This window comes from Roseobacter sp. OBYS 0001, from assembly GCF_019654895.1.
In the GTDB taxonomy this organism is placed as follows: Bacteria; Pseudomonadota; Alphaproteobacteria; order Rhodobacterales; family Rhodobacteraceae; genus Roseobacter; species Roseobacter litoralis.
In genome coordinates this window covers 173,778-195,374 of record NZ_BPES01000001.1, presented here as the reverse complement: position 1 = coordinate 195,374, position 21,597 = coordinate 173,778, and the positions used below count along the sequence as shown (strand labels likewise).

The following is a 21,597-nucleotide window of genomic DNA, read 5'->3' as shown; positions in this document are numbered from 1 at the left end:
CACTGCGGGCAAGGTAATTTGCCCGCAGTGTTCTTTGTGAGATCAGACGATCAGAAAAGCCCTTCAACGTCTCCATCTGCGTTCAGCTTGATTGCCTCAGCCGACGGCACGCGCGGCAGCCCCGGCATGGTCATGATCTCTCCGCAGATGGCGATCACAAAACCAGCACCCGCGCTCAGGCGGACTTCACGCACCGGCACCGAAAAGCCGGTGGGCGCACCGCGCCGCTCAGGGTCCGTGGTAAAGCTGTATTGCGTCTTTGCCATACAGACCGGCAGATTGCCGTAGCCCTGCGCTTCCCAGTCCTTCAACTGGTTGCGCAGTTTTTGATCCATCAGAACCTCATCTGCGCGGTAGATACGCTTGGCGATGGTATCGATTTTGTCAAACAGGCTCATGTCATCGGGGTAGATTGGCGCGAAGTTTGCCATATCCGCATCCGCAATCTCCGCTACCCGTGTCGCCAGTTCCGCAGACCCTTCCGAGCCCAATTCCCAATGGCGCGACAGGATCGCTTCGGACCCGTGTTCTGAAACGAAATCCTTGACCGCCTGCACCTCTGCATCCGTATCCGTCACGAAGTGGTTGATCGCAACCACAACCGGAACACCAAAGGATTTGACGTTTTCGATGTGACGCCCAAGGTTCGGGCAGCCTTTTTTGACGGCATCAACATTTTCCGCACCGAGGTCCGCCTTGGCGACACCCCCATTCATTTTCATCGCCCGCACTGTGGCGACGACAACGACGCAGGACGGCGCAAGGCCAGCCTTGCGGCACTTGATGTTGAGAAACTTTTCCGCCCCGAGATCAGCACCGAAACCCGCTTCGGTCACGACGAAATCCGCCAGCTTGAGCGCTGTCGTCGTCGCGATCACCGAGTTACACCCATGCGCAATATTGGCAAATGGTCCGCCGTGCACAAAGGCAGGGTTGTTTTCAAGCGTCTGCACGAGGTTGGGCTGCATGGCGTCTTTCAGCAGCACCGTCATCGCACCGTCGGCTTTGATGTCACGCGCATAAATCGGTGTGCGGTCGCGACGGTATGCAACGATCATATCACCGAGGCGCTTTTGCAGATCTTCAAGATTATTGGCGAGGCACAGGATCGCCATAACCTCGGATGCCACCGTGATGTCAAAGCCGGCTTCACGCGGGAAGCCGTTTGCCACGCCACCAAGTGAGGCCGTAATGGTGCGTAACGCCCGATCGTTCATGTCCAGAACGCGGCGCCATACGACGCGGCGCGTGTCGATTTCCAGCTCATTGCCCCAGTAGATGTGGTTATCAATCATCGCGCTCAGCAGGTTGTGCGCTGAGGTGATCGCGTGGAAATCGCCCGTGAAATGCAGGTTCATTTCTTCCATCGGAACAACCTGCGCGTTGCCACCCCCGGCGGCGCCACCCTTCATCCCAAAATTCGGGCCCAGCGACGCTTCACGAATACAGACGGCTGCCTTGCGACCGATCCGGTTGAGACCATCACCAAGACCAACCGTCGTTGTCGTTTTTCCTTCACCGGCAGGCGTCGGGTTAATGGCGGTCACCAGGACCAGTTTGCCATTCTTATTCCCTTGTACGGAATTGATGAAAGACTGCGAAACCTTTGCCTTGTCGTGCCCATAAGGCAGCAGATCGTCACTGGATATGCCCAGCTTTGCGCCGATTTCCTGAATGGGCAGTTTTGTTGCGGCCCGCGCAATTTCGATATCGGTTTTAAAAGCCATGGAATGTCCCCCTGAAAATGCCGATTAGGCTGTGTTCTATGTTCTGCATACAGGGGTGTACCGTCAACGGAGAGTCGCAATTCCGACGTTTTCCACTCATGATGCGGCGACGAAGGCCGCATTCGTTTCTTTTCGGAAACCTGAACTTAGCTTCGTGCATCCCCCAACATCTGCCAAACCGGCTGATCCGGAATGTGCAGGCGCACAGAATCCCCGACCTTAACGGAGCCTTCACGCTCAACCCAGGCTGTCACACCGCGCCGGTTTTTAGCGGCGGGTTTGAACTTGGGCCCAAGGCCGGGGCGGTCTTTTTCAATCTCCCTGCCGGGGTAAATGCAGGGCCGGTTTTCCATATCGACCGCAAGGCTGGCCCCGCTTTCGACCTGCAACCGTGAGGACGGAGGGACATGGCTAAAGTCTGGAATTCCCTCGATGACCATCGACGCCCCGAGCCATGCCGGATCAATATCAGCCATCCCCATATCCTCGGCAATCGCGTCGAGCTCCTCTTGCGACAATATGGTGAGTTGGCGCACGTTGCGAATTTCGGTGCCCTCAGGATATTGCGCCTTGGTGCGCACGCAGGCAGGCCGTGTCAGCCCACCGTGGCATTCGCCTTCTATCCCGGAAAATTTCAAATCCGCTAAGGGCAGTGTTTCAGATCGCAGTGTTTCCTGTGTGTTGATCACGCGCCCCAGCCAAACGACGCGACCTTGAAACTTTGTCGGCACAAGTGCTGGCATGTGTCAGCCTCCGCTGTTGAGTTTACAGGCACGATGCCGAAACGACACGCAAAAGAAAAGGCCCCGCATCAGCGAGGCCTTTCTTTTCAAACGTTGGTCTGGTCAAACCGAGGGTTCAGGCTCAAGACCACCTTCTGATGGGGGTCTTTTGTTTGCCTTCGCTTTGGGAATAGCGGTAACACTTGTTGTCGCGCCGCTGTCAGGTTTATCTGCCTGATCCGCGGGTGGCACAGGTGGATCACCATTCATAACCCGCTTGATCTCTTCACCGGTCAGTGTCTCGTATTCAAGCAAGCCCTGCGCGAGGCGTTCGAACTCGACCTCGTTTTCCTTGATGATCTTGCTCGCCGATTCATAGCCGTCCTGAATGAAACGCTGCACTTCTTCTTCGATCAGCTCTTTGGTGTTTGCCGAAACCGAGAAGCCCGCTGTGTTGCCCTGATACCCTTCAGCCGCTTCTGAGTAGTCGATATTGCCGACCTTGTCAGACATGCCCCAGCGCAGCACCATTGCACGCGCCAGTGCCGAGGCCTGCATAATATCGCCAGCGGGACCATTCGATACAGAATCCGGACCATACTTGAGGATTTCCGCCGCCTTACCCGCCATCGTCATCGCGAGGCGCTGGTGACATTCGTCCTTGAACATGTTCAGGCGATCAATCTCAGGCAGGCTCATCACCATGCCCAACGCACCGCCGCGTGGAATGATCGTCGCCTTATACACAGGGTCACATTTTGGCAGCTTGATACCGACCAACGCGTGCCCCGCCTCATGATAGGCCGTCATCTCTTTTTGTTCCGCGGTCATGACCATCGACCGGCGCTCCGCGCCCATCATGATCTTGTCCTTTGCCTGCTCGAAATCAATCATCGTGACAAAGCGGCGGCCAACACGCGCGGCACCCAGAGCCGCCTCATTCACGAGGTTTGCCAGATCAGCACCGGAAAATCCGGGCGTACCGCGCGCGATGATGCGCAGATCAACATCCGGACCCAGCGGCGTTTTGCGCGCATGCACACCGAGAATTTTCTCGCGCCCCTTGATGTCGGGATTGCCGACGGTAACCTGACGGTCGAACCGACCCGGACGCAGCAAAGCAGGGTCCAGTACGTCTTTGCGGTTGGTTGCGGCGATGATGATCACGCCTTCGTTCGCCTCAAAGCCATCCATTTCGACCAGAAGCTGGTTCAATGTCTGTTCACGCTCGTCATTACCGCCGCCGTATCCAGCGCCACGATGGCGACCGACAGCGTCAATTTCATCGATGAACACGATGCAAGGCGCGTTTTTCTTGGCCTGCTCGAACATGTCACGGACACGCGAGGCACCCACACCAACGAACATTTCTACAAAATCCGACCCTGAGATCGTAAAGAACGGCACACCTGCCTCGCCCGCGATGGCGCGCGCCAGCAGCGTTTTACCGGTTCCGGGAGGGCCCTCAAGCAATGCACCTTTGGGAATTTTGCCCCCAAGGCGGCTGAATTTCTGCGGGTTGCGCAAGAATTCGACAATTTCTTCCAACTCTTCCTTGGCTTCATCAATGCCTGCGACATCGTCAAACGTGACGCGCCCATGCTTTTCGGTCAGCATCTTGGCCTTGGATTTTCCGAAGCCCATCGCGCCGCCTTTGCCGCCGCCTTGCATCCGGTTCATGAAATAAATCCAGACACCGATCAACAACAGGAAGGGCAGCAGCGACATCAGAAACGTCTGAAAGCCGGATTGCTGCTGCTGTTCAGCACGCACTGACACGTCGTTTGCGATCAATAACTGTGTGATCTCAGCGTCAGATGGCTTGATCGTGACATAGTCTGTCCCGTCTTCCTGACGGAAGCGCACATGCTCCCCATCCAGTGTCACGTTGCTGACATTGCCGGATTCGACCGCTTCAACGAATTCAGAGTAGCTGATTTCGCGGCTTTGCATGGTGCTGCCGGGGCCGCTGAACAGGTTGAACAGCGCCAAGATCAACAGAAATAGTACAACCCAAAAGGCTATATTGCGTGCATTTCCCAAGGAAAGTCTCCTAATACCGTTTGTGGTCTTGATCCGCATGATAAAGCCACACTCTTAAGATAGACGTACCACGGATATGTTCAATGGCCGAATACCCGATCGAAAAGACAGCCCGGCCTTTTTATCACTTCCGCGCGCCAGGCTGATGTGCTTTGAGCCACGGGTGCGGCGATAAGGACATCGCCCTGCCAGACGGCAGGCGTGGCAAGCAACAGCGCGCGCGGCAGGTCGGTGCCACGCCATTCAGGGCACTGCAGCAGACCATCTTCGCCTAACGCCCTGATTTCGCTGACTTCTGTGTTTTGATCGCCGATAATTTGCCACCTGTCGTCCCAAAGCGCTGAGGCATCAGACCTGATGTGCGCCACGGCCCGAAACTCCCTGAAAATCCAGAACGTATCGCCCACCCGGATCAGACGACAGCCCGCTACTGTTGCGCTGTCGCTGGTCTCCACAGCCGCCAGAGCAGCTTCGAGGGCTTTTTGTCGCGGCGCATGTGATGGTGCGGCGATCCAGTCGATGGCCGCCACCAGCAACCGGCGGGCGATCTCTTGTGGCAAACCTAGAAACCCGGACCAGGGCATTGCCGCTCCACCGCCCCGCAGGCAGACGAGATCACGAACGGCCTGCATCGTCTGGTGTTCAAGAGCGCTGCGCGCCTGCGCCATGTTCCCCGCCACCTGTGCCAGCGACGCGCGATCCACGCCCAGATCCGCCAACGTCGCAAGCGCGCGACGCGCCTTTATCCGCTCAAATTGATCGTCCTCATTGCTCGGATCCTCGCACCACACCACGCCGCGCCCCCGCAGAAATCCGCGCAATTGCGCGCGCGACATTGCCAACAGGGGCCGGTGCCAACACAGGCCCCGGTCATCGCGCCGCGCCGCCATGGCGCTGAGCCCATCAACGCCGGACGCACGCGCCAGCCCCATCAGCACGGTTTCGGCCTGATCATCCTGCGTGTGACCCAGCGCGATATCCGTAATGCCCTGCCCGCGCGCCCAATCCGCCAGCAGCCGATAGCGCGCCACGCGGGCAGCGTTTTGCGTATTGCCTTTGCCGTTCCAACCCGTCCATTTCAGAGTGACATGTGGCACATCATGCGCGGCGCAATAGGCTGCGACACCTTCCGCCTCGGCAGCTGCCTCGGGCCTCAGCCCATGATCCACGGTTGCACAGGAAAGCGCGATCCTGTTGCGTGCAGCATAGTCGCGCAGCAAGACCAGCAGCGCCATTGAATCGCTTCCCCCCGACACCGCAACGCCAAGAGCTTTTGGGATGTCAGGCGAAAAATGGGCATCGATCTCGCCTTCAGGATCGGACATGATGCGTTACGGACAGGCCAGCGTGCGACGGGCCTCTTCGGCCTGCACCACTGCCGGATCACCTGCGAACCGAATACCCACCTCTGAAAGCGTGACACAGGCTTCGGCGACCTGATTCAACGCACCCAGTGATCTGCCCAGCCGGAAGAGCGCCTGTGGCGCCACCTGCCCTGTTGGTTCTGCGCTGAAACTATCCAGATAGGCGCGCGCTGCTTCGCGTGTGCGCCCCAGCCCTTCGAGCGCCTCACCACGGCCCAGATCAGCGCCCGCCGCCAGAGGACCCCCGGGGTAATTCATTGAAAAGGCGGCAAACTGGTCCGCGGCGGATTGATAATTCCCATCTGCCAAGGCGGCCTGCGCGTTTTTGAAATCATCTTCTTCACCGACCGCAAGTTGCGACCCGCCGGGCACAACCCCGGAAGACGCAGGCGGCTGGGGCGCTGCAGTGCCGCCGGTGGTTGGCACCGAGGTGCCCGTGTCGCCGCCAAGCGTGGTGGTTTCCCCCAAGGTGCTGATATCGCCGCCTTCGAGTTCAACCAGACGAAATTCCAGATCGCCAATCCGGTTGGTCCCATCCTCAACGATCCGGTTGACCCGAAACTCCAGTTCTTCCGTTTTCGAGGTCAAACGCTGCATCTCGTTTTCCATCACGGACAACCGATCCAGTACCGTATCGCCGCCAACGGCCACCGACGGGCCGCCGGTGGTGGAAAGCTCGCGCTTCAACCGCTGCATTTCGACGTAAAGCACCGTGAGTTCCTGCCGGATGTCGGCAAGGGTCTGGTCATCCTGCGCCGCCGCCGGGAGGGGAGCAAGCAACAAAGCTACGGCACAGAGTACAACAAAACGCATCGTATTATCCGGACAGGCCGCTGGCCAGAACCGTCACAGCCCGGCGGTTTTTCGCATAGCACTCTTCGCTGCTGCAAATCTCAATCGGGCGTTCCTTGCCGTAGCTGACGGTCTGCAACCGGTTGCCCGCAACCCCGCGCGAAATCAGATATTCGCGCACCGCATTTGCCCGCCGCGCGCCAAGGGCGACGTTATATTCGCGCGTGCCCTGTTCATCTGCGTGACCCTCGATCACCGCCGTGTAATCCGTATTCGCCAGCAGCCACTGCGCCTGACCCTCTACCGTGGTCTGACCGACCGCATTGATCGCGGATTCGTCCACAGAGAACAGCACCCTGTCACCCACGGTCTGATTGAAATACGCGGTAGAGGTCGGATCATTGGCGCTGCCCGGCACAATCGCACCACCGCCAGCCCCGCCGATGCCACCAGCACCACTGCCGTCGGTGCCAAAGCGGTCCGGATCGGTACAGGCCGCCAGCGCAAGCCCCGCCACAAGTAAAAGAATATTCCGTGTAAGTTTCATGCTCTTTGCCTCATTCGGTCAAATGTTATTATTATGCGTGATATTTTATCACATGCGCGCCGCCAATAGAAATTGTTTCGCGCATATCCTTCATCTCTGCAACGGGGACCATGACGGGTCAGACCCCCCTTCGGGCGTGCGCACAGGGCGCAGGTTTCTGCCCGTGATATCCACGGAATAAAGCGTGGCGCGTCCCTGTGCGCCCTGCGTTTCGCGCGAAAACATGATCACGCGACCATTGGGCGACCATGTGGGTCCTTCGTCAAGAAACGAAGCTGTGAGCAAACGCTCTTCCGAGCCATCAAGACGCATCACGCCGATATGGAACCGCCCCGCATTTTGTTTGGTGAAGGCAACCAGATCGCCGCGCGGCGACCAGACCGGTGTGCCATAGCGCCCCGGTCCGAACGAAATACGGCGCGCCTCGCCGCCGCTTGCGGGCATCACATACAATTGCTGTGACCCCGAACGATCGCTTTCAAACACGATTTGCGTGCCATCAGGTGAATAACTCGGTGCCGTCTCAATCGAGGGGGCCGCCGTCAGCCGGGTCGCGGGCCCACCATTTACATTCATCCGGTAAATATCAGTATTCCCGCCCTGGCTGAGCGAAAAGACGATGGTTTCGCCGTCCGGTGCAAAACGCGGTGCAAAGCTCATCGTGCCTTCCTGGCTTTCCAGCGCGCGGCGCTGCACCGAGGTCACATCAAGCACATAGATGCGCGGGAATCCTGTTTCATAGCTGGTGTAAAGCACCCGCTGACCATCTGGCGAAAACCTCGGGGCCAGCACGATCGAACTGCTATCGGTGAGGTATTTCACATTTGCCCCATCGTAATCCATGATCGCCAGCCGTTTTTGACGTGCATCCTTGGTGCCGGTTTCAGAGACATAGACGACGCGGCTGTCGAAATACCCGCCCTCACCCGTGATCCGGCTATAGACCGCATCCGCCACCTTATGCGCCATGCGCCGCCAGCCTTCGGGCGTGGCGGAAAACTGCAACCCATCGCCCATTTCCGCCCCGGAAAACACATCGTAAAGCCGGAATTTCACGTTCAGCTGGTTGCCCTGCACGGCCACGGCACCTGTGATCAGCGCTTGGGCGTTGATGGCTTTCCAGTCCGCATATTGGATCGGCGCGGCAAAGCTGCTGACATTGCTGATAAAAGCGCCCGGTTCAATTTCACGAAACAGCCCGGTGCCTGTCAGGTCGGCAGAAATCACTTCAGTGATCTGTGCCGCCACGCCCGTGGCATCGGCGGTCTCGGCTTCGAAGACCGGCAATGCAAAGGGCAAAGGCTCGATCACGCCTTCCGTGATCTCAATGCGCAGCGGTCCGCTGTTCTGGGCCAGCACCGGCGCTGTGAAAAGCGATAGAACAGCCAGAATTGCTGTGAATACTCGTATCTGAAAACTCATTTGACCCGCATCCTTTCGGGATTGAATGTCATCTCAATGTCTTGCCATTGGCTGTATTTCTCAACCGGTAAATTGAATCCGCGCGCGCCACAGCGAATGATTGCACGGCGCGCCGCCTCAAATGCCTGTCTTGCGGCCGCTTCGGAACCACCGGAACTCGACGCCATCCGGATCGACCCGGTGATCGGCCTTCCGTCCTGTGACATCGACACTTCGACCACGACCGTGGTGTTAAGCGCATCCGTTGAAAGTGAACCGACGTTCCAGCAATTGGACACCTCCACCCGCAGCGCATCTTTTTCACCCGCCGACAGCGGCGGGCCTTGCGGCACGGCAGGCGCGGGCGTTTCATTCGACAGCGCCTCTTGCAGGGCGGCGTTCACGGCATCATCCGTTGATGGCGTTTCTGGTGCGGCGGGCGGTGCCACAGCAGTGCGTACGGGCGCTTCGGGTCGCCGCGCGGGCGGGCGTTGTGATTGCTCGGGCGCCCGCGCGGGGCGGTCGGCTTCGGTCACGATCTCGGTCGCGGCGGCCTCCGGTGCGGTCGCATCTGCGGGGTCCTGCGTTTCGTCCCCTGTGGCATCCGGCGCGACCGCGTCGCGCTCAACAGGGTCGGGCAAAGCTTCGGGCGCAGGCGGGGCAAAGGCTTCGGGTGCCACACGTTCTGCGGCTTGGGGCACCGGCGTGTCGCTGATGTCAGGCGCCAGAACGGCGATGTCCGCCTCGGGCTGATCGAGAACAGGCGCTTGATCCGAGATGTCGGCGCGCGGGGGCAAGGGTTCAATCTCGGACACATCCGGCGGCGTTTCCGCCTCCGGCGTGAGGGTCGCCTGCGGGGTCGTCAGATCGGTCTGATCTTCTGGCTGATCCGGCACTTGCGGTGCGTCCGGCACCACGGAGGGTGTCGCAGGTTGCGCAATCTCTGTCACGGATTGCGGCGGTTGCACCGCAGCGACCAGTGCGGCGTATTCAGCGCTGGAAACGACCGACACATCAGTGGTCTGGGACGGCAAAGGTTCAGCGGCAAAGACATCGCCAAACGCCATCCAGCCCAGCAAAACGAGATGTCCCGCCCCTGAGATATAGTGACCGGTGTGCACCGCGCGCCTACCGATCTGCCCCGTCGGCAGCCCCGTCGCGCCCATCGAGCGTTGGGCCACCAATATCCGTCACCAAACCGATGTTGGAAAATCCACCGGCGTTCAAGGCCCCCATCACTTCCATGACGCGCAGATAAGGCACCGAGCCATCGGCACGTAAAAACACCCGGTCCGAGGTCCGCTCCGCCGCGATGGCGCGCAGTTTCGGGATCAGTTCGTTGCCTGCCGTCTCAGTGGTCTGGATTTGAATGGATCCTTCCGCCGTGATCGTAACGGTCAGGGGTTCCTCCTGATCCGTGGGCAATGCGCCTGCGGCCGTCTTTGGCAGTTCAACCGGCACGCCGACTGTCAGCAGCGGTGCGGCAACCATAAAGATGATCAACAGCACCAGCATCACATCGACGAATGGCGTTACGTTGATCTCAGACATGGGCTGCGCGCGCGTGGTCCGCCTGCGCCGCTTGGTGCTGCCGCCCGGTTTCTGGAGAACATTGGCACCCATGGCTCAACTGTCCAACTGGCGGCTGAGGATGGTTGCGAACTCATCGGCAAAGGACTCGTAACCTGCGAGAATACGGTCTGCATCCGCACTGAGCTTGTTGTAATAAATCACCGCCGGGATGGCCGCGAACAGCCCCAGACCCGTGGCGAGCAATGCCTCGGCGATACCGGGCGCGACAACGGCGAGGTTGGTGTTCTGCTGCTCTGCAATCTCGATAAAAGCGTTCATGATCCCGATGACAGTCCCGAATAGGCCAATGAACGGCGTGGACGACCCGATGGTGGCCAAGACCGTCAGGCCATCGCGCAGATGCTCGGATTCCTTGTTGATCGCCACATCCATGGAGCGGTCGATCCGCTGCGTCGCCCCTGCGATCAGCCCGCCGTCATCGTGATGCGAGCGTTGCCATTCCATCATCCCGGCGGCGAATATCTTTTCCGTACCGCCAGAAGGGGCCGGGCCGACCTCTTCGAACAGACCGTCCAGCGGCTCGCCCGACCAGAAGGCGCGATCAAAGACCGCCGCTTCATGGCGCGTCTTACGATAGAGGATCAGCTTTATCACGATCACCGACCACGCCCAGAACGAGGCCACAATCAGCATGATCATTACTAGTTTTACGACTATTGTTGCGCGCGCGAATAATCCGAAGAATGAGAAATCAATCTCATGCGCCATAGCCAGCGTTTCTGCTTCCATATGCCTGCTCTTTGCCCAATACACCCGGGGTCGATTGTTTCGACCTCCATTGATGCCAAGTCTAGCCCAGCCTTGTGCAGAAAGCTATCACTATGGTGTTATCGCCCATCACATAGGGGCAGTGAGCGGAGATTTGCTGGCAATCTCGTGGGCTTACCCCCCGGCCCGATGCACACAATCGTCACCTTTGCCGCAAACAACAGCGTCTCGTCGCGCCAAACGTCCTGCGACATCACCATACGAGCGGGCGTCAGCTGCGTCATTTCAGTGCGCACCGTCAGCCGGTCATCAAAGGTTGCCGGGGCGATGTAATCCGCCTCGACCCGCCTGACGGCGAAAACAACGCCTGCGGCTTTCATCTCAAGCTGGTCGATGCCGATCTCGCGCACCCAGTCGCTGCGCGCGCGCTCAATATAGCGCAGGTAATTGGCGTAATAGACGATCCCGGCCATATCGGTGTCTTCGTAATAGACGCGGATGGGAAAGCTGTGGCTCATTGTGACAGCCCCACGCGTGCTGCGAGCCGAAGCGCATGGCTGGCGTCCGACGATGCCACCGGCAGAACAGGATCATAGGCCGCACGGATAAGCCCGGCGATATCCGGGCGCAGAATGGTCTTCTCGCCCGCTACCGCCAAGGGTGAGCGGTCTTTGAAGGCCTTGTCCGACCACAGTAAAACCGATTGCACGATCTGACTGAGCGCGAGGGTTTCGGCAGGCACAGCGCTCAGGTTTTCTTCCATCCGCAAGAAAACGAAACAGGCCTTGATCCCGCCGTCGGTGTCAAAGTGGAAAATACGGTATTGGTTCGCATCTGCCTGTTTGAGGCGCGCCAGCAACGGCCCCAGATCGGGCACCAGTCGATCGAGCCCCGGCACCTCCGGCAACTCGTCCCAGTCGCGAAAGAAGAACATCATCAGGTTGCTGCCAAGCTCGGGGTCCGTCTCGGCCATCTTGTGCCCCGATAGCGCCATGACCGCCTCAAGCGCGCCCTTGATCACGGACAGTGTTTCATCCGTCACACCAAAAACAACAGGCGCAATGGGCCGCCCCCACCGGGCAAAAGCAAACTGACCCGCGCTGCGCGTAAAAAGCGCTTCGATCTCGCTGGCATCCATCATAAAGGCTGCTGTCTCCTGCTTGGCGGCACGCGCAGGCGCCGCTTATCCCCCAAACAAATCCGTCTGGGCGCGCGGCGCGTCAAGGCCCAGATGCGTCCAACCCTTTTGCGCCAACATGCGCCCGCGCGGCGTGCGCTGGATCAACCCCTGCTGCAACAGGAAGGGTTCGATGACCTCTTCGAGCGCATCGCGGCTTTCGCTGAGGGCCGCGCTCATCGTTTCAATGCCCACGGGTCCGCCCGCGTAGTTCTCGGCGATCAGCCGCAAATAGCGCCGGTCCGCACCATCAAGTCCCAGATGATCCACGCCCAGCCGGTTCAGCGCCATATCCGCAAGCTCGCGCGTGACACGCCCATCGCCCTCGACGACCGCGAAATCCACGACGCGGCGCAGCAACCGCCCTGCAATCCGGGGCGTACCGCGGGCCCGGCGCGCAATTTCACGCGCGCCGCCCTGATCTGCCGGGGCCCCAAGTTTGCGCGCATTCCGCTCCACGATAATGAAAAGCTCGTCTTCGGTGTAAAACTGCAACCGCGTGGGAATGCCAAATCGGTCGCGCAACGGCGTCGTCAGCAGCCCCATGCGCGTGGTCGCGCCCACAAGTGTGAAGGGCTGCAGTTCGATCCGCACCGTGCGCGCGGCAGGACCCTCCCCGATGACCAGATCAAGTTCGAAGTCTTCGAGGGCGGGGTAAAGCACTTCTTCGACGGCGGGGTTGAGCCTGTGGATTTCATCGATAAAGAGCACATCGCGTTTTTCCAGATTGGTCAGGATCGCCGCAAGATCGCCCGCCTTGGCCAGCACCGGGCCGCTGGTCATGCGAAACCCAACACCCAATTCGCGCGCCATGATCTGTGCCAGTGTCGTCTTGCCCAATCCCGGCGGACCGTGAAATAGCGTATGATCCATCGCCTCACCCCGTTGCCGTGCAGAAGCAATGAACACCTTGAGGTTGGCGCGCACGTCGGCCTGCCCCACGAATTCGTCCAGCACTTGCGGGCGCAGGGCGCGATCATGATCCTCGGGCAGAGGGTCAGGGCGTACCGTCGGGTCAATATCGCTCATGAATTATCCTGCATCTGGTCGCAGCCTATCCTTTGGGTGCGAGCCGTTTCAATGCCGCCCGGATCAGATCAGGCGTTTCTGCCTCAGGCATCTCGCCTGCCGCCTCAGCCACAGCGCCCGCCGCGTCCCCCGGACCATAGCCCAGATTGGACAGGGCTGACAGAGCCTCGGCCTGTGCCGATGGGTTTTGCAACACCGGGGCTGGCGTGGCCGTCGTTTCAATGACCGTGTCTGTGGCATCAGCGCTTGCGATGGCTTGCGTGTCGCGCATGCCCATGACGCTTGGTGCTTTGTCCTTGAGGTCAAGAACGACGCGTTGCGCGATTTTTGGGCCGACCCCCTTGGCCGCCTTGACCGCGTTCCAATCGCCGAGAGCGATGGCCCGGCTGACGCCATCCGCCCCGAGGGTGCCGAGGATTGCAAGCGACGCCTTGGCCCCGACCCCCTGTACGGAGGTCAGCAATCGATGCCATTCCTTTTCCGTGAGCGTGGTGAAACCAAAAAGCTGCATCACGTCCTCGCGCACCAGCAGGTCCGTATATAACGCGACGACCTCGCCCACACCCGGCAGAGCCGCCAATGTACGTTCCGAGCAAAAGACCAGATACCCGACGCCGCGCACATCTATCAGCACGTGATCCGTTGTGCGATATTCAAGACGGCCTGTGATCTTGCCAATCATGCGGTTGCCTTTGCAATTGCGGCGCCCAAACCAGCCGCTCCCCCGTGGTGTGCGTGACAGATGGCAATCGCCAAAGCATCCGCCGCATCCGGGCTTTTGATCTCTGCACCGGGCAATTGCAAGCGCACCATATGCAACACCTGTCCCTTGTCCGCGTGACCAACCCCCACCACCGTCTTCTTGATCTTGTTAGGCGCGTATTCACCAACGCGCAGGCCTGCCTGTGCCGGCACCAGCATCGCAATCCCGCGCGCCTGACCCAGCTTGAGCGTCCCGGCACCATCCTTGTTGACGAATGTCTGCTCGACCGCAGCCTCATCCGGCGCAAACTTCAAGACCACGGCCGTGAGTTGCTCATGCAAAGACAGCAGGCGATCTGACAATTCAGTTCCGACCGAGACACAAACCCCATTGGCCACATGCGCGATTCGACTGCCGGAAAGTTCAATGACGCCCCAGCCGAGGTTTCGTAGCCCCGGATCAATGCCAATTACCCGTGTCATAAATGCTGTCCTGCTCTTTTTATTCGTTTTTTATGTATTAGCACGAAAGGCGAACATGCGCCAAGCGGTTCCTTTTTCAAACCCTCGCGGTCGGTTTTCCGGCTTGCCGCGAATTTTAGGTCAAAAAGCGCCGTCAAATGGTTGGTTTCCGACACATACGCTGCATCATTTTTTGTTTGTTTACTTTAGGTTAACCGAAATCAAGACCTATGCGGAAATTGCATACCGCCCATGCGCTTTCTCACCTTGCTGAAAATTCGGGCAGACCCTATCTGCCTCTCACAACACACCGGCATGACCGGTCAACTCAGATAGATATAAGGACGGCTACAATGGCTACTTTTGACACCACCCGCACCACATACGGCTCCGCCACAGCATCGAGCCGTTTCTTTGCCGCCATCAGCGCAGCAATAGCAACAGTTGTTTCATGGAACGACGCGCGCGTCACACGCAACGCTCTGTCCGGTTTGACAGATCGTGAACTGGAAGACATCGGCCTGAGCCGCTCAGACATCGACGCGGTCGCAGAGAACACAATGATCCGCTAAATGAGTGCCCGTCTCGCACCGCGCGTGTGAAACGATAGGTCTCAAAGAATATAAGCCGCGTTTTCCTACATCGGAAAACGCGGCTTTTTTACACTGGACCACCTAAAACAGGCTTTCCATTACTCGTTACACAGCATCAGGCGCGGGCCTGCCACTGATCACTAACCGACTGTAGCCAGAAGAAATGTCGCGACTTTTTGCGACACCGGGTCTGCTTGCATGACCCAGGCGCAGACCTTTTCGAAAGTATTGCCTGAGGCGAGTGTATCGATACGGCCCTGATATGTTGCCGGGCCGATCACAGCGACCGCCATCGCCTTGAATGCAACAAACCCGAAAGCCACCGCGACACCAAAGCGAACCATCAGACCAGAGCGTTCTGCCTTGGGGGCAATCGTTATCAACCCATCCGGATTGACCCCGGCCACATACCCGTTTGCCAGCGCGCGATGCTTGCGTTCAAGGGTATCCAGTCGTCTTTCAAATTGAGTGAATGTGTCAGACATCCCACTCTCCCACTGACCAAGCCCCCACCCGATCAATGAAGAAGATGCTCATAAATTATGGAAAATTCAAGATAAACTGGCCATTTTCGGCAAAGTATCAGGCGAATTCAGCCATTTCTACTTAGAGTAAGCGTTGTCCAGTCAACAATCTCTTCGCGATGGTCAAGATTGAACCCGGATTGTACATAAACGTCGATGACACCATCCGCCTGTTCGTTAAGAATACCCGATAGAATTGCGTGACCACCGGGCGCGATATTGATTGCCATGTCCGGGGCCAGCGCAACCAGCGGTCCTTTGAGGATATTCGCAAACACGAGATCGAAGGGGGCTGCTGCGCGCAGAATGGGGTGATCAAACCCGGCGGCCTCGACACAGACGACCTGCCCTGTGAGCTCGTTGGCCTTGATGTTGCTATTGGCCACATCAACCGCAACTTCATCAATGTCGCTGGCGAGCACAGGGTTTTTCCAAATCCGCGCAGCCGCCATCGCCAGCACGGCGGTGCCACAGCCGATGTCCGCCACGTTTTTGCCTGAAAACCCGCTGTTGTCCAATCGATCGAGTGCGCGCAGGCAGCCCAGCGTCGTGCCGTGGTGCCCCGTGCCAAAGGCCATCGCCGCCTCGATCAGCAAAGGTTCCGTATCGGGCGGCACATTCTCTGCGTCATGGCTGCCATAGACAAAAAAACGGCCCGCCCGCACGGGTGCCAGCTCGCGCCGCACATGGGCGACCCAATCGGTTTCGGGCAGCTGTGATATCACAAAAGGCTTGGCATCCAATGCGGTCGACAGCAACAGCAAGGACGTCTCATCGGGCGGTTCGGTGAAATAACCGCCCACTTCCCACAGGCCCGAGCCATCCTCGACCTCAAAGACACCAATGCCCGTGGGTTCAGGCTGCAAACCTTCCATCGCAAGACCCAAGTTTTCGGCGGCATCCTTGCCGCGCAGTGTTGTGAGGGCAGTAAAAGTTGGCATCAGCGTCTCCGGTATCGATCAGGGTTCGGGTAGGGCCGCAGCGCTGCGACGTCAAGCGCCCGTTTGCGCGCCCCTTCCAGCCCCGCGACGTATCGCCATCCCCAAAAACAGGCCAGCGTTCCAACCAGCATGCTGGCCAGAGCCTGCCCGTAGATCACACCCGACGCCCCGAAATAGATGGCGAGAAGCGCTGCCGCCGGCCATCCGATTGCTGCTTCCTTGGACCAGTTCAGCAGCGTGGAGCGGGCTGGCTTGCCAAGGCTGTTAAAGGCGGCATTGCACACAAACAGCGGACCCACAAAGATAAACCCGCCGACCCCTACGATACTGAAGGCGCGCAATACGTCCGCACCCTGCCCGGTCAACCCGAAGAGCGCGCTGACGTAAGGCGTTGCCCAGAAAAGAGCCAACCACATTGTCAGCGTATACATCAGGCAGAAAATCAACGCGTCGCGATAGGTCGAGCGAAGCCGTGCGTAATACCCCGCACCGTAATTCTGGCCAAAGATACCACCGATCGCGCCAGACAATGCAAAGATACCGCCAAAAACCACAACGGTAAGCCGCCCGACGACCGCCCATGCTGCCACAGCGTCATCCCCGAAAGGGGCCATGATCATGGTCAGCAAATAGTTTCCGACGGGTGTGGCCATCTGGGTGGCGATGGCGGGCACGGCGATGGCAAGGTATACGGGCAAAACGGTGAGCAACGCCGTCAGATCAGGCCGCGCAATCAGCTTGTTTTGCCATGCAGCAAAATAGAGCCCCAGAAGCATCAATACCACCCGGAACAGCAACAGACCGATGGCCGCACCATCAAGCCCCCAGCCCAACCCGATGATCAGCACCGGGTCGATTACCATCAGCAAAGCCCCCGAAAGCAAGGTGATATACATCGCCTTGGCCCCGAACCCTTCGGCGCGCAGCACGCCCGATGCAATCAATCCGATGGCCATCAGCACCAGCGAGGGCATTGTGATCAGCAGATACCGCGCGGCCATGGCCGCCGTTTCACCAGTGGCCCCTGCCAGCGCCAGCAAATCGTGCCGCAGCACGATGACCAGCGTGGCCACAACGGCCTGAATGACCGCCGCCGTGACCATGGCCGCCCCCGCCTGCGTCCGCGCCTTTTCGCGGTTCCCCTCTCCGATGCTGCGCGACACCATGGCGGTGGAGGCGATCATCAACCCCACGCCAGAGGACACCGAAAAGAACTGGATTGCAAAGGCAAACCCGATGGCCGCAACGAGTCTGGGGTCTCCCAGTTGCGCAATCCAGACCAGATTGGCCGCATCGACAAGAAAAACGAACGTGATGCCAAAGGCCCCTGTGGCCGTCATGCGCACAACATGCCCCATGGTCGATCCCGTGAGGAACCGACCTTCGCTCATTCTGCCGGTGCGGGGATGCCACGCGCGAAAATGGTTTCAAACCCTTTTTCGGGATGGCGCGGGATCATCATGGCAAGAACAAAGGACACCGCCGCCATGACCGCCGCAAGAAAGAACACCGACGCCGGGGACCATAGCCACAGCAGACCAAAAGACACCGGCAGAAAGACCGCCGCGATATGGTTGATGGTAAAGGCAACAGCAGCAGTCGGCGCGATATCACCGGGATCTGCGATTTTCTGAAAGTAGGTTTTCAGCGCCAGCGCCAGACCAAAGAAGATATGATCCAGCACATAAAGCGTCGCCGCCACTGCCACGCCCCAGCTGAAATAATAAACGCCGCCATAACACAGAAACACCAGCACCAGACCGATGTATTCGAACCCGAGCGTGCGCCGTTCGCCAAAATGGCCCACCGCACGGCCCAGCAAAGGGGCGACCATTATGTTGATCACAAGGTTGACAAGGTACAGCAGCGTGATTTCATGCACATCATAGCCGAATTTTTCGACCATCATGAAACCCGCAAAAACCACAAAAATCTGACGCCGCGCCCCCGACATGAACTGCAGCGCGTAATAGAGCCAGTATCGTTTGCGCAGCACCATTTTCTTGATCTGCGGATTAGGCGCTTCAAACTGCGGATAGGCCAGCATCGCGAAGACGGCCAAAGCGACGGTAATGCCGCCGCCCGCCATATAGACTGTATTGTAGGACAGACCCAATGTATCCCACAGCGCCATGATCGCCAGATAGGCAAGCAAAGTCGCCCCTGATCCTGCCGCGAGCAGCCAGCCGAGGATACGCGGCGCTTCCTGTTTGCTCAGCCATTGCAGTTGCAGGGATTGATTGACGGTCTCGTAATAGTGAAAGCCGATCGAACTCAGCATGGTGATGGCCAGAATGCCGCCCATGGACGGGAACCATGCGGTAACCGCAGTGGCAACGCCGAGCAAGATCAACGAAACAAGGCCCAGCACCTGCTCGCGCATGAAAATGATGATCGCGATGACCCCAACCGCCAGAAATCCCGGAATCTCGCGGACCGTGTGCAAAAGCCCGATATCCGAACCATCGAAATCGGCGGCTTCAATCACAAAGTTGTTCAGCAATGCAGACCACGTATTGAACGCAATCGGCATCGCAAAGGCCATCAGGAACAGCAAGGCGATCGGCCGTCGCCACAGCGGTAGATGGTGTGCATCTGCAAGGGGAACATAGCGGGCCATACCCGTTGCTTAGTCCTTTTGTGGACCTTTGACGAGGCACAATTTTGCACCCCGCCATAGGCCACCAAGGTCTATTTCATTGCTCTTACCGTGCAGAAGACGCGACGTTGCCGTGCCAATCCTCGATATCGGACTGTTGCGCCGGGCCTTGCGATACACTGATCAAAGTCAGGGCCATGAGTATCCCGGCGACCGCCGCCAATGTGCCCTGCCGTGGCAAAGACAGGCGCGAGTTTGACCAAGGGGCGGTGTGAGTCCTGTGTTCTGTGGTCTGATAAGCCATTTCATTTCTCCTGATGCGCACAGTGGTCGGACTGACCTGTGCTTCTGATCAAGAGATATGCGCGGATGAACGATAAGCAAAACGAATGTTTATGATGCATTACATCACACATATGAATGCTAATAAAAACTCTGTGGATCAATATCGACGGCGACACGTAAATCACCTTTGATCCGCAATTGGGCCACCCAACGCGCAAGCGCCTCCTGCAAGGGGGCAGATTTCTCAGCCTTTACAAGCAGCCGCACCCTGTGACGTCCGCGAACGCGCGCAATCGGCGCGGGTGCTGGCCCGAAAACCTGCGCACCGATGGCCCGCAACGGCGCATCCTGCCGCGCCAGTTGATTGCCTGCGTCAAAGACCATCGCCACGTCGGGTCCGCTCAGGATAATACCGGCCATGCGCCCGTATGGCGGCACGCCAGCGGCCTTGCGTTCGCGCGCCTCGGCGGCCCAGAATTCATCTTCGTCCCCCGCCAGAATGGCGCGAATGACAGGATGCTCGGGTTGATAGCTTTGCAAAAGGGCCACGCCCGCTTTTTCCGCGCGGCCGGCGCGACCGGCGACCTGCCGCATGAGTTGAAACGTGCGTTCGGCGGCGCGCAGATCAGATCCCTGCAGGCCCAGATCCGCATCAATCACGCCGACCAGCGTCAGGTTGGGAAAATTGTGCCCCTTGGCCACAAGCTGCGTGCCGATGATGATGTCAGCACCGCCTGCCGCGATATCTTCAATCTCGGCCTTGAGCGCGCGGGCAGAACCATACATGTCCGAACTGAGCGCGGCAATCCGGGCGTCAGGGAACAGTTCTGTCGCCTCTTCTGCCAGCCGCTCGACACCGGGCCCGACCGCCGCCAGCCTGTCTTCGGCATTGCACGACGGACAGACCGTGGGCATCGGTTTGCTTTCGCCGCACTGATGACAGACGAGGCGCTTAAGAAACCGGTGCTCTACCATGCGCGCGTCGCAATGATCGCAGCCGATTTGATGGCCGCAGGCCCGACACAGCGTGATCGGGGCATAGCCGCGCCGGTTGATGAACAGCATCGACTGCTCCCCGCGCGCCATGCGTGCCTCCACCTCTTTGCGCAGCACATCAGAGACCCAACGGTTGGACGGCAGGCTTTCAACGCGCATATCAATGGCACGCATTTCTGGCATCACCGCGGCCCCGAACCGCGAGGTCAGTTCCAGCTTTGCGTATTTGCCTGTCTGCGCATTGGCCCAGCTTTCCAGCGAGGGCGTGGCAGAGGCAAGAACGACCTGCGCCCCGCAGATCGACGCGCGCAGCACCGCCATATCGCGCGCGTTGTACAAAACCCCCTCTTCCTGCTTGTAGGAGGTGTCGTGTTCCTCATCGACCACGATCAGGCCAAGGTTCTGATAGGGCAGAAACAGCGCCGACCGCGCGCCGATGACAAGCTGCGCCTCACCCTGACCGACCATGCGAAAGATACGCCTGCGTTCGGTCATGGTCGCCCCCGAATGCCATTCAGCAGGGCGCGCACCAAAGCGTTCCTGCACCCGGGTCAGGAATTCAGCGGTCAGGGCGATCTCGGGCAGCAGCACCAACGCTTGCCGTCCTGCCGTCAGGGCCGCCGCGACTGCCTCAAGATAAACCTCGGTCTTGCCCGAACCCGTGACACCGCGCAGCAAGGTGGTGCCATATCGTTCTGAACGGACCGCTTGCGCCAATTGCGCCGCCCCCGCCGCCTGATCCGCTGTCAGTGCCTTACCGGGGCGCGAGGGGTCAAGACGGGGAAAGGGCAGATCACGCGGGCTGTCTTCCTCGACAACAGCCCCCTGTGCGACCAGACCTTTGACCACAGACGTACCCACATCGGCCATCTCGGCGAGTTCCTTGAGCGTGAAGGCCAAATCGCCGTATTCCGCCAAGGCCGCCAACACTTTGCGCCGCGCCGCCGTCATCTTGTCAGGTTCTCCCGAACCACGCCGGTAGATCTTGCGCATCGACGGCGGATCACCCAGACCCGGCGCGCGGGTGGCAAGACGCAGCATCGCAGGCAGCGGCGTCAGCGTGTAATCCGCCGCGCGTTTAAGAAACAGACACATCTCTTCGCGCATGGGGGCGGCATCCAGCACCCGGTAGGCCTGACGGATTTTGGAGCGTTCATAATCCCCCTGCCCCGGCCCCCAGACAACACCCAGCACCTTGCGCGGTCCAAGCGGCACCTCGACAAAAGCACCCAGATGGCACCCCCCTTCCGGAGCGCGATAATCCAGCGTGCGGCCCAGAGGCTGGGTCGTCAGGACAGCGATCAACGCGTCACAATCGTAAAATTGCGGCAGGCTCAAAGGGCAGGCTCCGGCTGAAACGGCAATTGAGGGTTTCAGCATCGCAGATCATGC

The 21,597-nt window shown here is 59.2% G+C and carries 22 protein-coding genes; 1 reads left to right on the top strand and 21 read right to left on the bottom strand.

Translation table 11 applies throughout. The features are described from left to right. Positions 1–50: 50 nt before the first annotated feature. The 15 genes from K5Q35_RS00935 to ruvC form a co-directional block, all read right to left on the bottom strand. A complete protein-coding gene (locus K5Q35_RS00935) occupies positions 51–1,727 on the bottom strand; it encodes a formate--tetrahydrofolate ligase (protein WP_013961186.1) in 1,677 nt (558 codons plus the stop codon). A 146-nt stretch (positions 1,728–1,873) separates the two neighbouring features. Beyond that, positions 1,874–2,470 carry an MOSC domain-containing protein gene (locus K5Q35_RS00930; RefSeq protein ID WP_220798100.1) on the bottom strand — a complete coding sequence of 199 codons (597 nt, stop codon included), beginning with the start codon at positions 2,468–2,470 and terminating at the stop codon, positions 1,874–1,876. A 102-nt stretch (positions 2,471–2,572) separates the two neighbouring features. Further along, positions 2,573–4,492, bottom strand: a complete 1,920-nt coding sequence (ftsH, locus tag K5Q35_RS00925) for an ATP-dependent zinc metalloprotease FtsH (RefSeq protein ID WP_044025232.1) — start codon at positions 4,490–4,492, stop codon at positions 2,573–2,575. 80 nt (positions 4,493–4,572) lie between these two features. Then, positions 4,573–5,817, bottom strand: a complete 1,245-nt coding sequence (gene tilS, locus K5Q35_RS00920) for a tRNA lysidine(34) synthetase TilS (protein ID WP_220798099.1) — start codon at positions 5,815–5,817, stop codon at positions 4,573–4,575. Between the two features lie 6 nt (positions 5,818–5,823). Beyond that, on the bottom strand, positions 5,824–6,669 hold the full coding sequence (locus tag K5Q35_RS00915; protein ID WP_220798098.1) for a tol-pal system protein: 846 nt from the start codon (positions 6,667–6,669) through the stop codon (positions 5,824–5,826). A 4-nt stretch (positions 6,670–6,673) separates the two neighbouring features. Further along, complete coding sequence (gene pal / locus K5Q35_RS00910) at positions 6,674–7,195, bottom strand: peptidoglycan-associated lipoprotein Pal (RefSeq protein WP_220798097.1); 522 nt, start codon at positions 7,193–7,195, stop codon at positions 6,674–6,676. Between the two features lie 90 nt (positions 7,196–7,285). Then, positions 7,286–8,617, bottom strand: a complete 1,332-nt coding sequence (gene tolB, locus K5Q35_RS00905; protein ID WP_220798096.1) for a Tol-Pal system beta propeller repeat protein TolB — start codon at positions 8,615–8,617, stop codon at positions 7,286–7,288. Next, a complete protein-coding gene (locus K5Q35_RS00900) occupies positions 8,614–9,762 on the bottom strand; it encodes an energy transducer TonB (RefSeq protein ID WP_220798739.1) in 1,149 nt (382 codons plus the stop codon). The genes tolB and K5Q35_RS00900 overlap by 4 nt, the downstream gene beginning before the upstream one ends. Next, positions 9,725–10,219 carry a protein TolR gene (tolR, locus tag K5Q35_RS00895; protein WP_013961178.1) on the bottom strand — a complete coding sequence of 165 codons (495 nt, stop codon included), beginning with the start codon at positions 10,217–10,219 and terminating at the stop codon, positions 9,725–9,727. The genes K5Q35_RS00900 and tolR overlap by 38 nt, the downstream gene beginning before the upstream one ends. A gap of 3 nt (positions 10,220–10,222) precedes the next feature. Next, entirely contained in the window at positions 10,223–10,918 is a 696-nt protein-coding gene (gene tolQ / locus K5Q35_RS00890; protein WP_013961177.1) for a protein TolQ, read from the bottom strand. Positions 10,919–11,016: 98 nt separating this feature from the next. Beyond that, complete coding sequence (gene ybgC, locus K5Q35_RS00885) at positions 11,017–11,415, bottom strand: tol-pal system-associated acyl-CoA thioesterase (RefSeq protein ID WP_220798095.1); 399 nt, start codon at positions 11,413–11,415, stop codon at positions 11,017–11,019. Next, entirely contained in the window at positions 11,412–12,038 is a 627-nt protein-coding gene (locus K5Q35_RS00880; protein WP_220798094.1) for a hypothetical protein, read from the bottom strand. The genes ybgC and K5Q35_RS00880 overlap by 4 nt, the downstream gene beginning before the upstream one ends. A gap of 42 nt (positions 12,039–12,080) precedes the next feature. After that, the gene (ruvB, locus tag K5Q35_RS00875; RefSeq protein WP_013961174.1) at positions 12,081–13,103 is read right to left on the bottom strand and encodes a Holliday junction branch migration DNA helicase RuvB; all 1,023 of its coding nucleotides are present in this window, start codon (positions 13,101–13,103) and stop codon (positions 12,081–12,083) included. A gap of 25 nt (positions 13,104–13,128) precedes the next feature. Further along, complete coding sequence (ruvA, locus tag K5Q35_RS00870) at positions 13,129–13,785, bottom strand: Holliday junction branch migration protein RuvA (protein ID WP_013961173.1); 657 nt, start codon at positions 13,783–13,785, stop codon at positions 13,129–13,131. After that, the gene (ruvC, locus tag K5Q35_RS00865) at positions 13,782–14,288 is read right to left on the bottom strand and encodes a crossover junction endodeoxyribonuclease RuvC (protein WP_013961172.1); all 507 of its coding nucleotides are present in this window, start codon (positions 14,286–14,288) and stop codon (positions 13,782–13,784) included. The genes ruvA and ruvC overlap by 4 nt, the downstream gene beginning before the upstream one ends. A gap of 332 nt (positions 14,289–14,620) precedes the next feature. On the opposite strand from ruvC, the gene K5Q35_RS00860 reads away from it, so the two are divergent. Further along, the gene (locus K5Q35_RS00860) at positions 14,621–14,839 is read left to right on the top strand and encodes a DUF1127 domain-containing protein (RefSeq protein ID WP_220798093.1); all 219 of its coding nucleotides are present in this window, start codon (positions 14,621–14,623) and stop codon (positions 14,837–14,839) included. Between the two features lie 161 nt (positions 14,840–15,000). Here K5Q35_RS00860 and K5Q35_RS00855 read toward each other — a convergent pair whose 3' ends face one another. The 6 genes from K5Q35_RS00855 to K5Q35_RS00830 all read right to left on the bottom strand — a co-directional run bounded on the left by K5Q35_RS00855 (position 15,001) and on the right by K5Q35_RS00830 (position 21,585). After that, positions 15,001–15,345, bottom strand: coding sequence for a hypothetical protein (locus tag K5Q35_RS00855; protein ID WP_013961170.1), 345 nt, complete (start codon positions 15,343–15,345; stop codon positions 15,001–15,003). A 107-nt stretch (positions 15,346–15,452) separates the two neighbouring features. After that, the gene (locus K5Q35_RS00850) at positions 15,453–16,325 is read right to left on the bottom strand and encodes a 50S ribosomal protein L11 methyltransferase (protein WP_220798092.1); all 873 of its coding nucleotides are present in this window, start codon (positions 16,323–16,325) and stop codon (positions 15,453–15,455) included. Next, positions 16,325–17,716, bottom strand: a complete 1,392-nt coding sequence (locus K5Q35_RS00845; RefSeq protein ID WP_259650426.1) for an MATE family efflux transporter — start codon at positions 17,714–17,716, stop codon at positions 16,325–16,327. Before K5Q35_RS00845 ends, K5Q35_RS00850 begins: the two co-directional genes overlap by 1 nt. Further along, complete coding sequence (locus tag K5Q35_RS00840; protein ID WP_220798091.1) at positions 17,713–18,945, bottom strand: MFS transporter; 1,233 nt, start codon at positions 18,943–18,945, stop codon at positions 17,713–17,715. The genes K5Q35_RS00845 and K5Q35_RS00840 overlap by 4 nt, the downstream gene beginning before the upstream one ends. An 85-nt stretch (positions 18,946–19,030) precedes the next feature. After that, positions 19,031–19,228 carry a hypothetical protein gene (locus tag K5Q35_RS00835; protein WP_013961166.1) on the bottom strand — a complete coding sequence of 66 codons (198 nt, stop codon included), beginning with the start codon at positions 19,226–19,228 and terminating at the stop codon, positions 19,031–19,033. A 119-nt stretch (positions 19,229–19,347) separates the two neighbouring features. Beyond that, positions 19,348–21,585, bottom strand: coding sequence for a primosomal protein N' (locus tag K5Q35_RS00830; RefSeq protein WP_259650425.1), 2,238 nt, complete (start codon positions 21,583–21,585; stop codon positions 19,348–19,350). Between the last annotated feature and the right edge of the window lie 12 nt (positions 21,586–21,597).

Coding starts and splice junctions, on each gene's coding strand:
- tolQ (WP_013961177.1), bottom strand. CDS start 10,918: ATGGAAGCAGAAACGCTGGCTATGGCGCATGAGATTGATTTCTCATTC.
- K5Q35_RS00860 (WP_220798093.1), top strand. CDS start 14,621: ATGGCTACTTTTGACACCACCCGCACCACATACGGCTCCGCCACAGCA.
- K5Q35_RS00830 (WP_259650425.1), bottom strand. CDS start 21,585: ATGCTGAAACCCTCAATTGCCGTTTCAGCCGGAGCCTGCCCTTTGAGC.
- K5Q35_RS00880 (WP_220798094.1), bottom strand. CDS start 12,038: ATGATGGATGCCAGCGAGATCGAAGCGCTTTTTACGCGCAGCGCGGGT.
- tolR (WP_013961178.1), bottom strand. CDS start 10,219: ATGGGTGCCAATGTTCTCCAGAAACCGGGCGGCAGCACCAAGCGGCGC.
- tolB (WP_220798096.1), bottom strand. CDS start 8,617: ATGAGTTTTCAGATACGAGTATTCACAGCAATTCTGGCTGTTCTATCG.
- ruvA (WP_013961173.1), bottom strand. CDS start 13,785: ATGATTGGCAAGATCACAGGCCGTCTTGAATATCGCACAACGGATCAC.
- K5Q35_RS00900 (WP_220798739.1), bottom strand. CDS start 9,762: ATGGGCGCGACGGGGCTGCCGACGGGGCAGATCGGTAGGCGCGCGGTG.
- ruvB (WP_013961174.1), bottom strand. CDS start 13,103: ATGAGCGATATTGACCCGACGGTACGCCCTGACCCTCTGCCCGAGGAT.
- K5Q35_RS00930 (WP_220798100.1), bottom strand. CDS start 2,470: ATGCCAGCACTTGTGCCGACAAAGTTTCAAGGTCGCGTCGTTTGGCTG.
- K5Q35_RS00835 (WP_013961166.1), bottom strand. CDS start 19,228: ATGGCTTATCAGACCACAGAACACAGGACTCACACCGCCCCTTGGTCA.
- K5Q35_RS00840 (WP_220798091.1), bottom strand. CDS start 18,945: ATGGCCCGCTATGTTCCCCTTGCAGATGCACACCATCTACCGCTGTGG.
- K5Q35_RS00850 (WP_220798092.1), bottom strand. CDS start 16,325: ATGCCAACTTTTACTGCCCTCACAACACTGCGCGGCAAGGATGCCGCC.
- ybgC (WP_220798095.1), bottom strand. CDS start 11,415: ATGAGCCACAGCTTTCCCATCCGCGTCTATTACGAAGACACCGATATG.
- K5Q35_RS00845 (WP_259650426.1), bottom strand. CDS start 17,716: ATGAGCGAAGGTCGGTTCCTCACGGGATCGACCATGGGGCATGTTGTG.
- K5Q35_RS00915 (WP_220798098.1), bottom strand. CDS start 6,669: ATGCGTTTTGTTGTACTCTGTGCCGTAGCTTTGTTGCTTGCTCCCCTC.
- tilS (WP_220798099.1), bottom strand. CDS start 5,817: ATGTCCGATCCTGAAGGCGAGATCGATGCCCATTTTTCGCCTGACATC.
- K5Q35_RS00935 (WP_013961186.1), bottom strand. CDS start 1,727: ATGGCTTTTAAAACCGATATCGAAATTGCGCGGGCCGCAACAAAACTG.
- pal (WP_220798097.1), bottom strand. CDS start 7,195: ATGAAACTTACACGGAATATTCTTTTACTTGTGGCGGGGCTTGCGCTG.
- ruvC (WP_013961172.1), bottom strand. CDS start 14,288: ATGACACGGGTAATTGGCATTGATCCGGGGCTACGAAACCTCGGCTGG.
- K5Q35_RS00855 (WP_013961170.1), bottom strand. CDS start 15,345: ATGTCTGACACATTCACTCAATTTGAAAGACGACTGGATACCCTTGAA.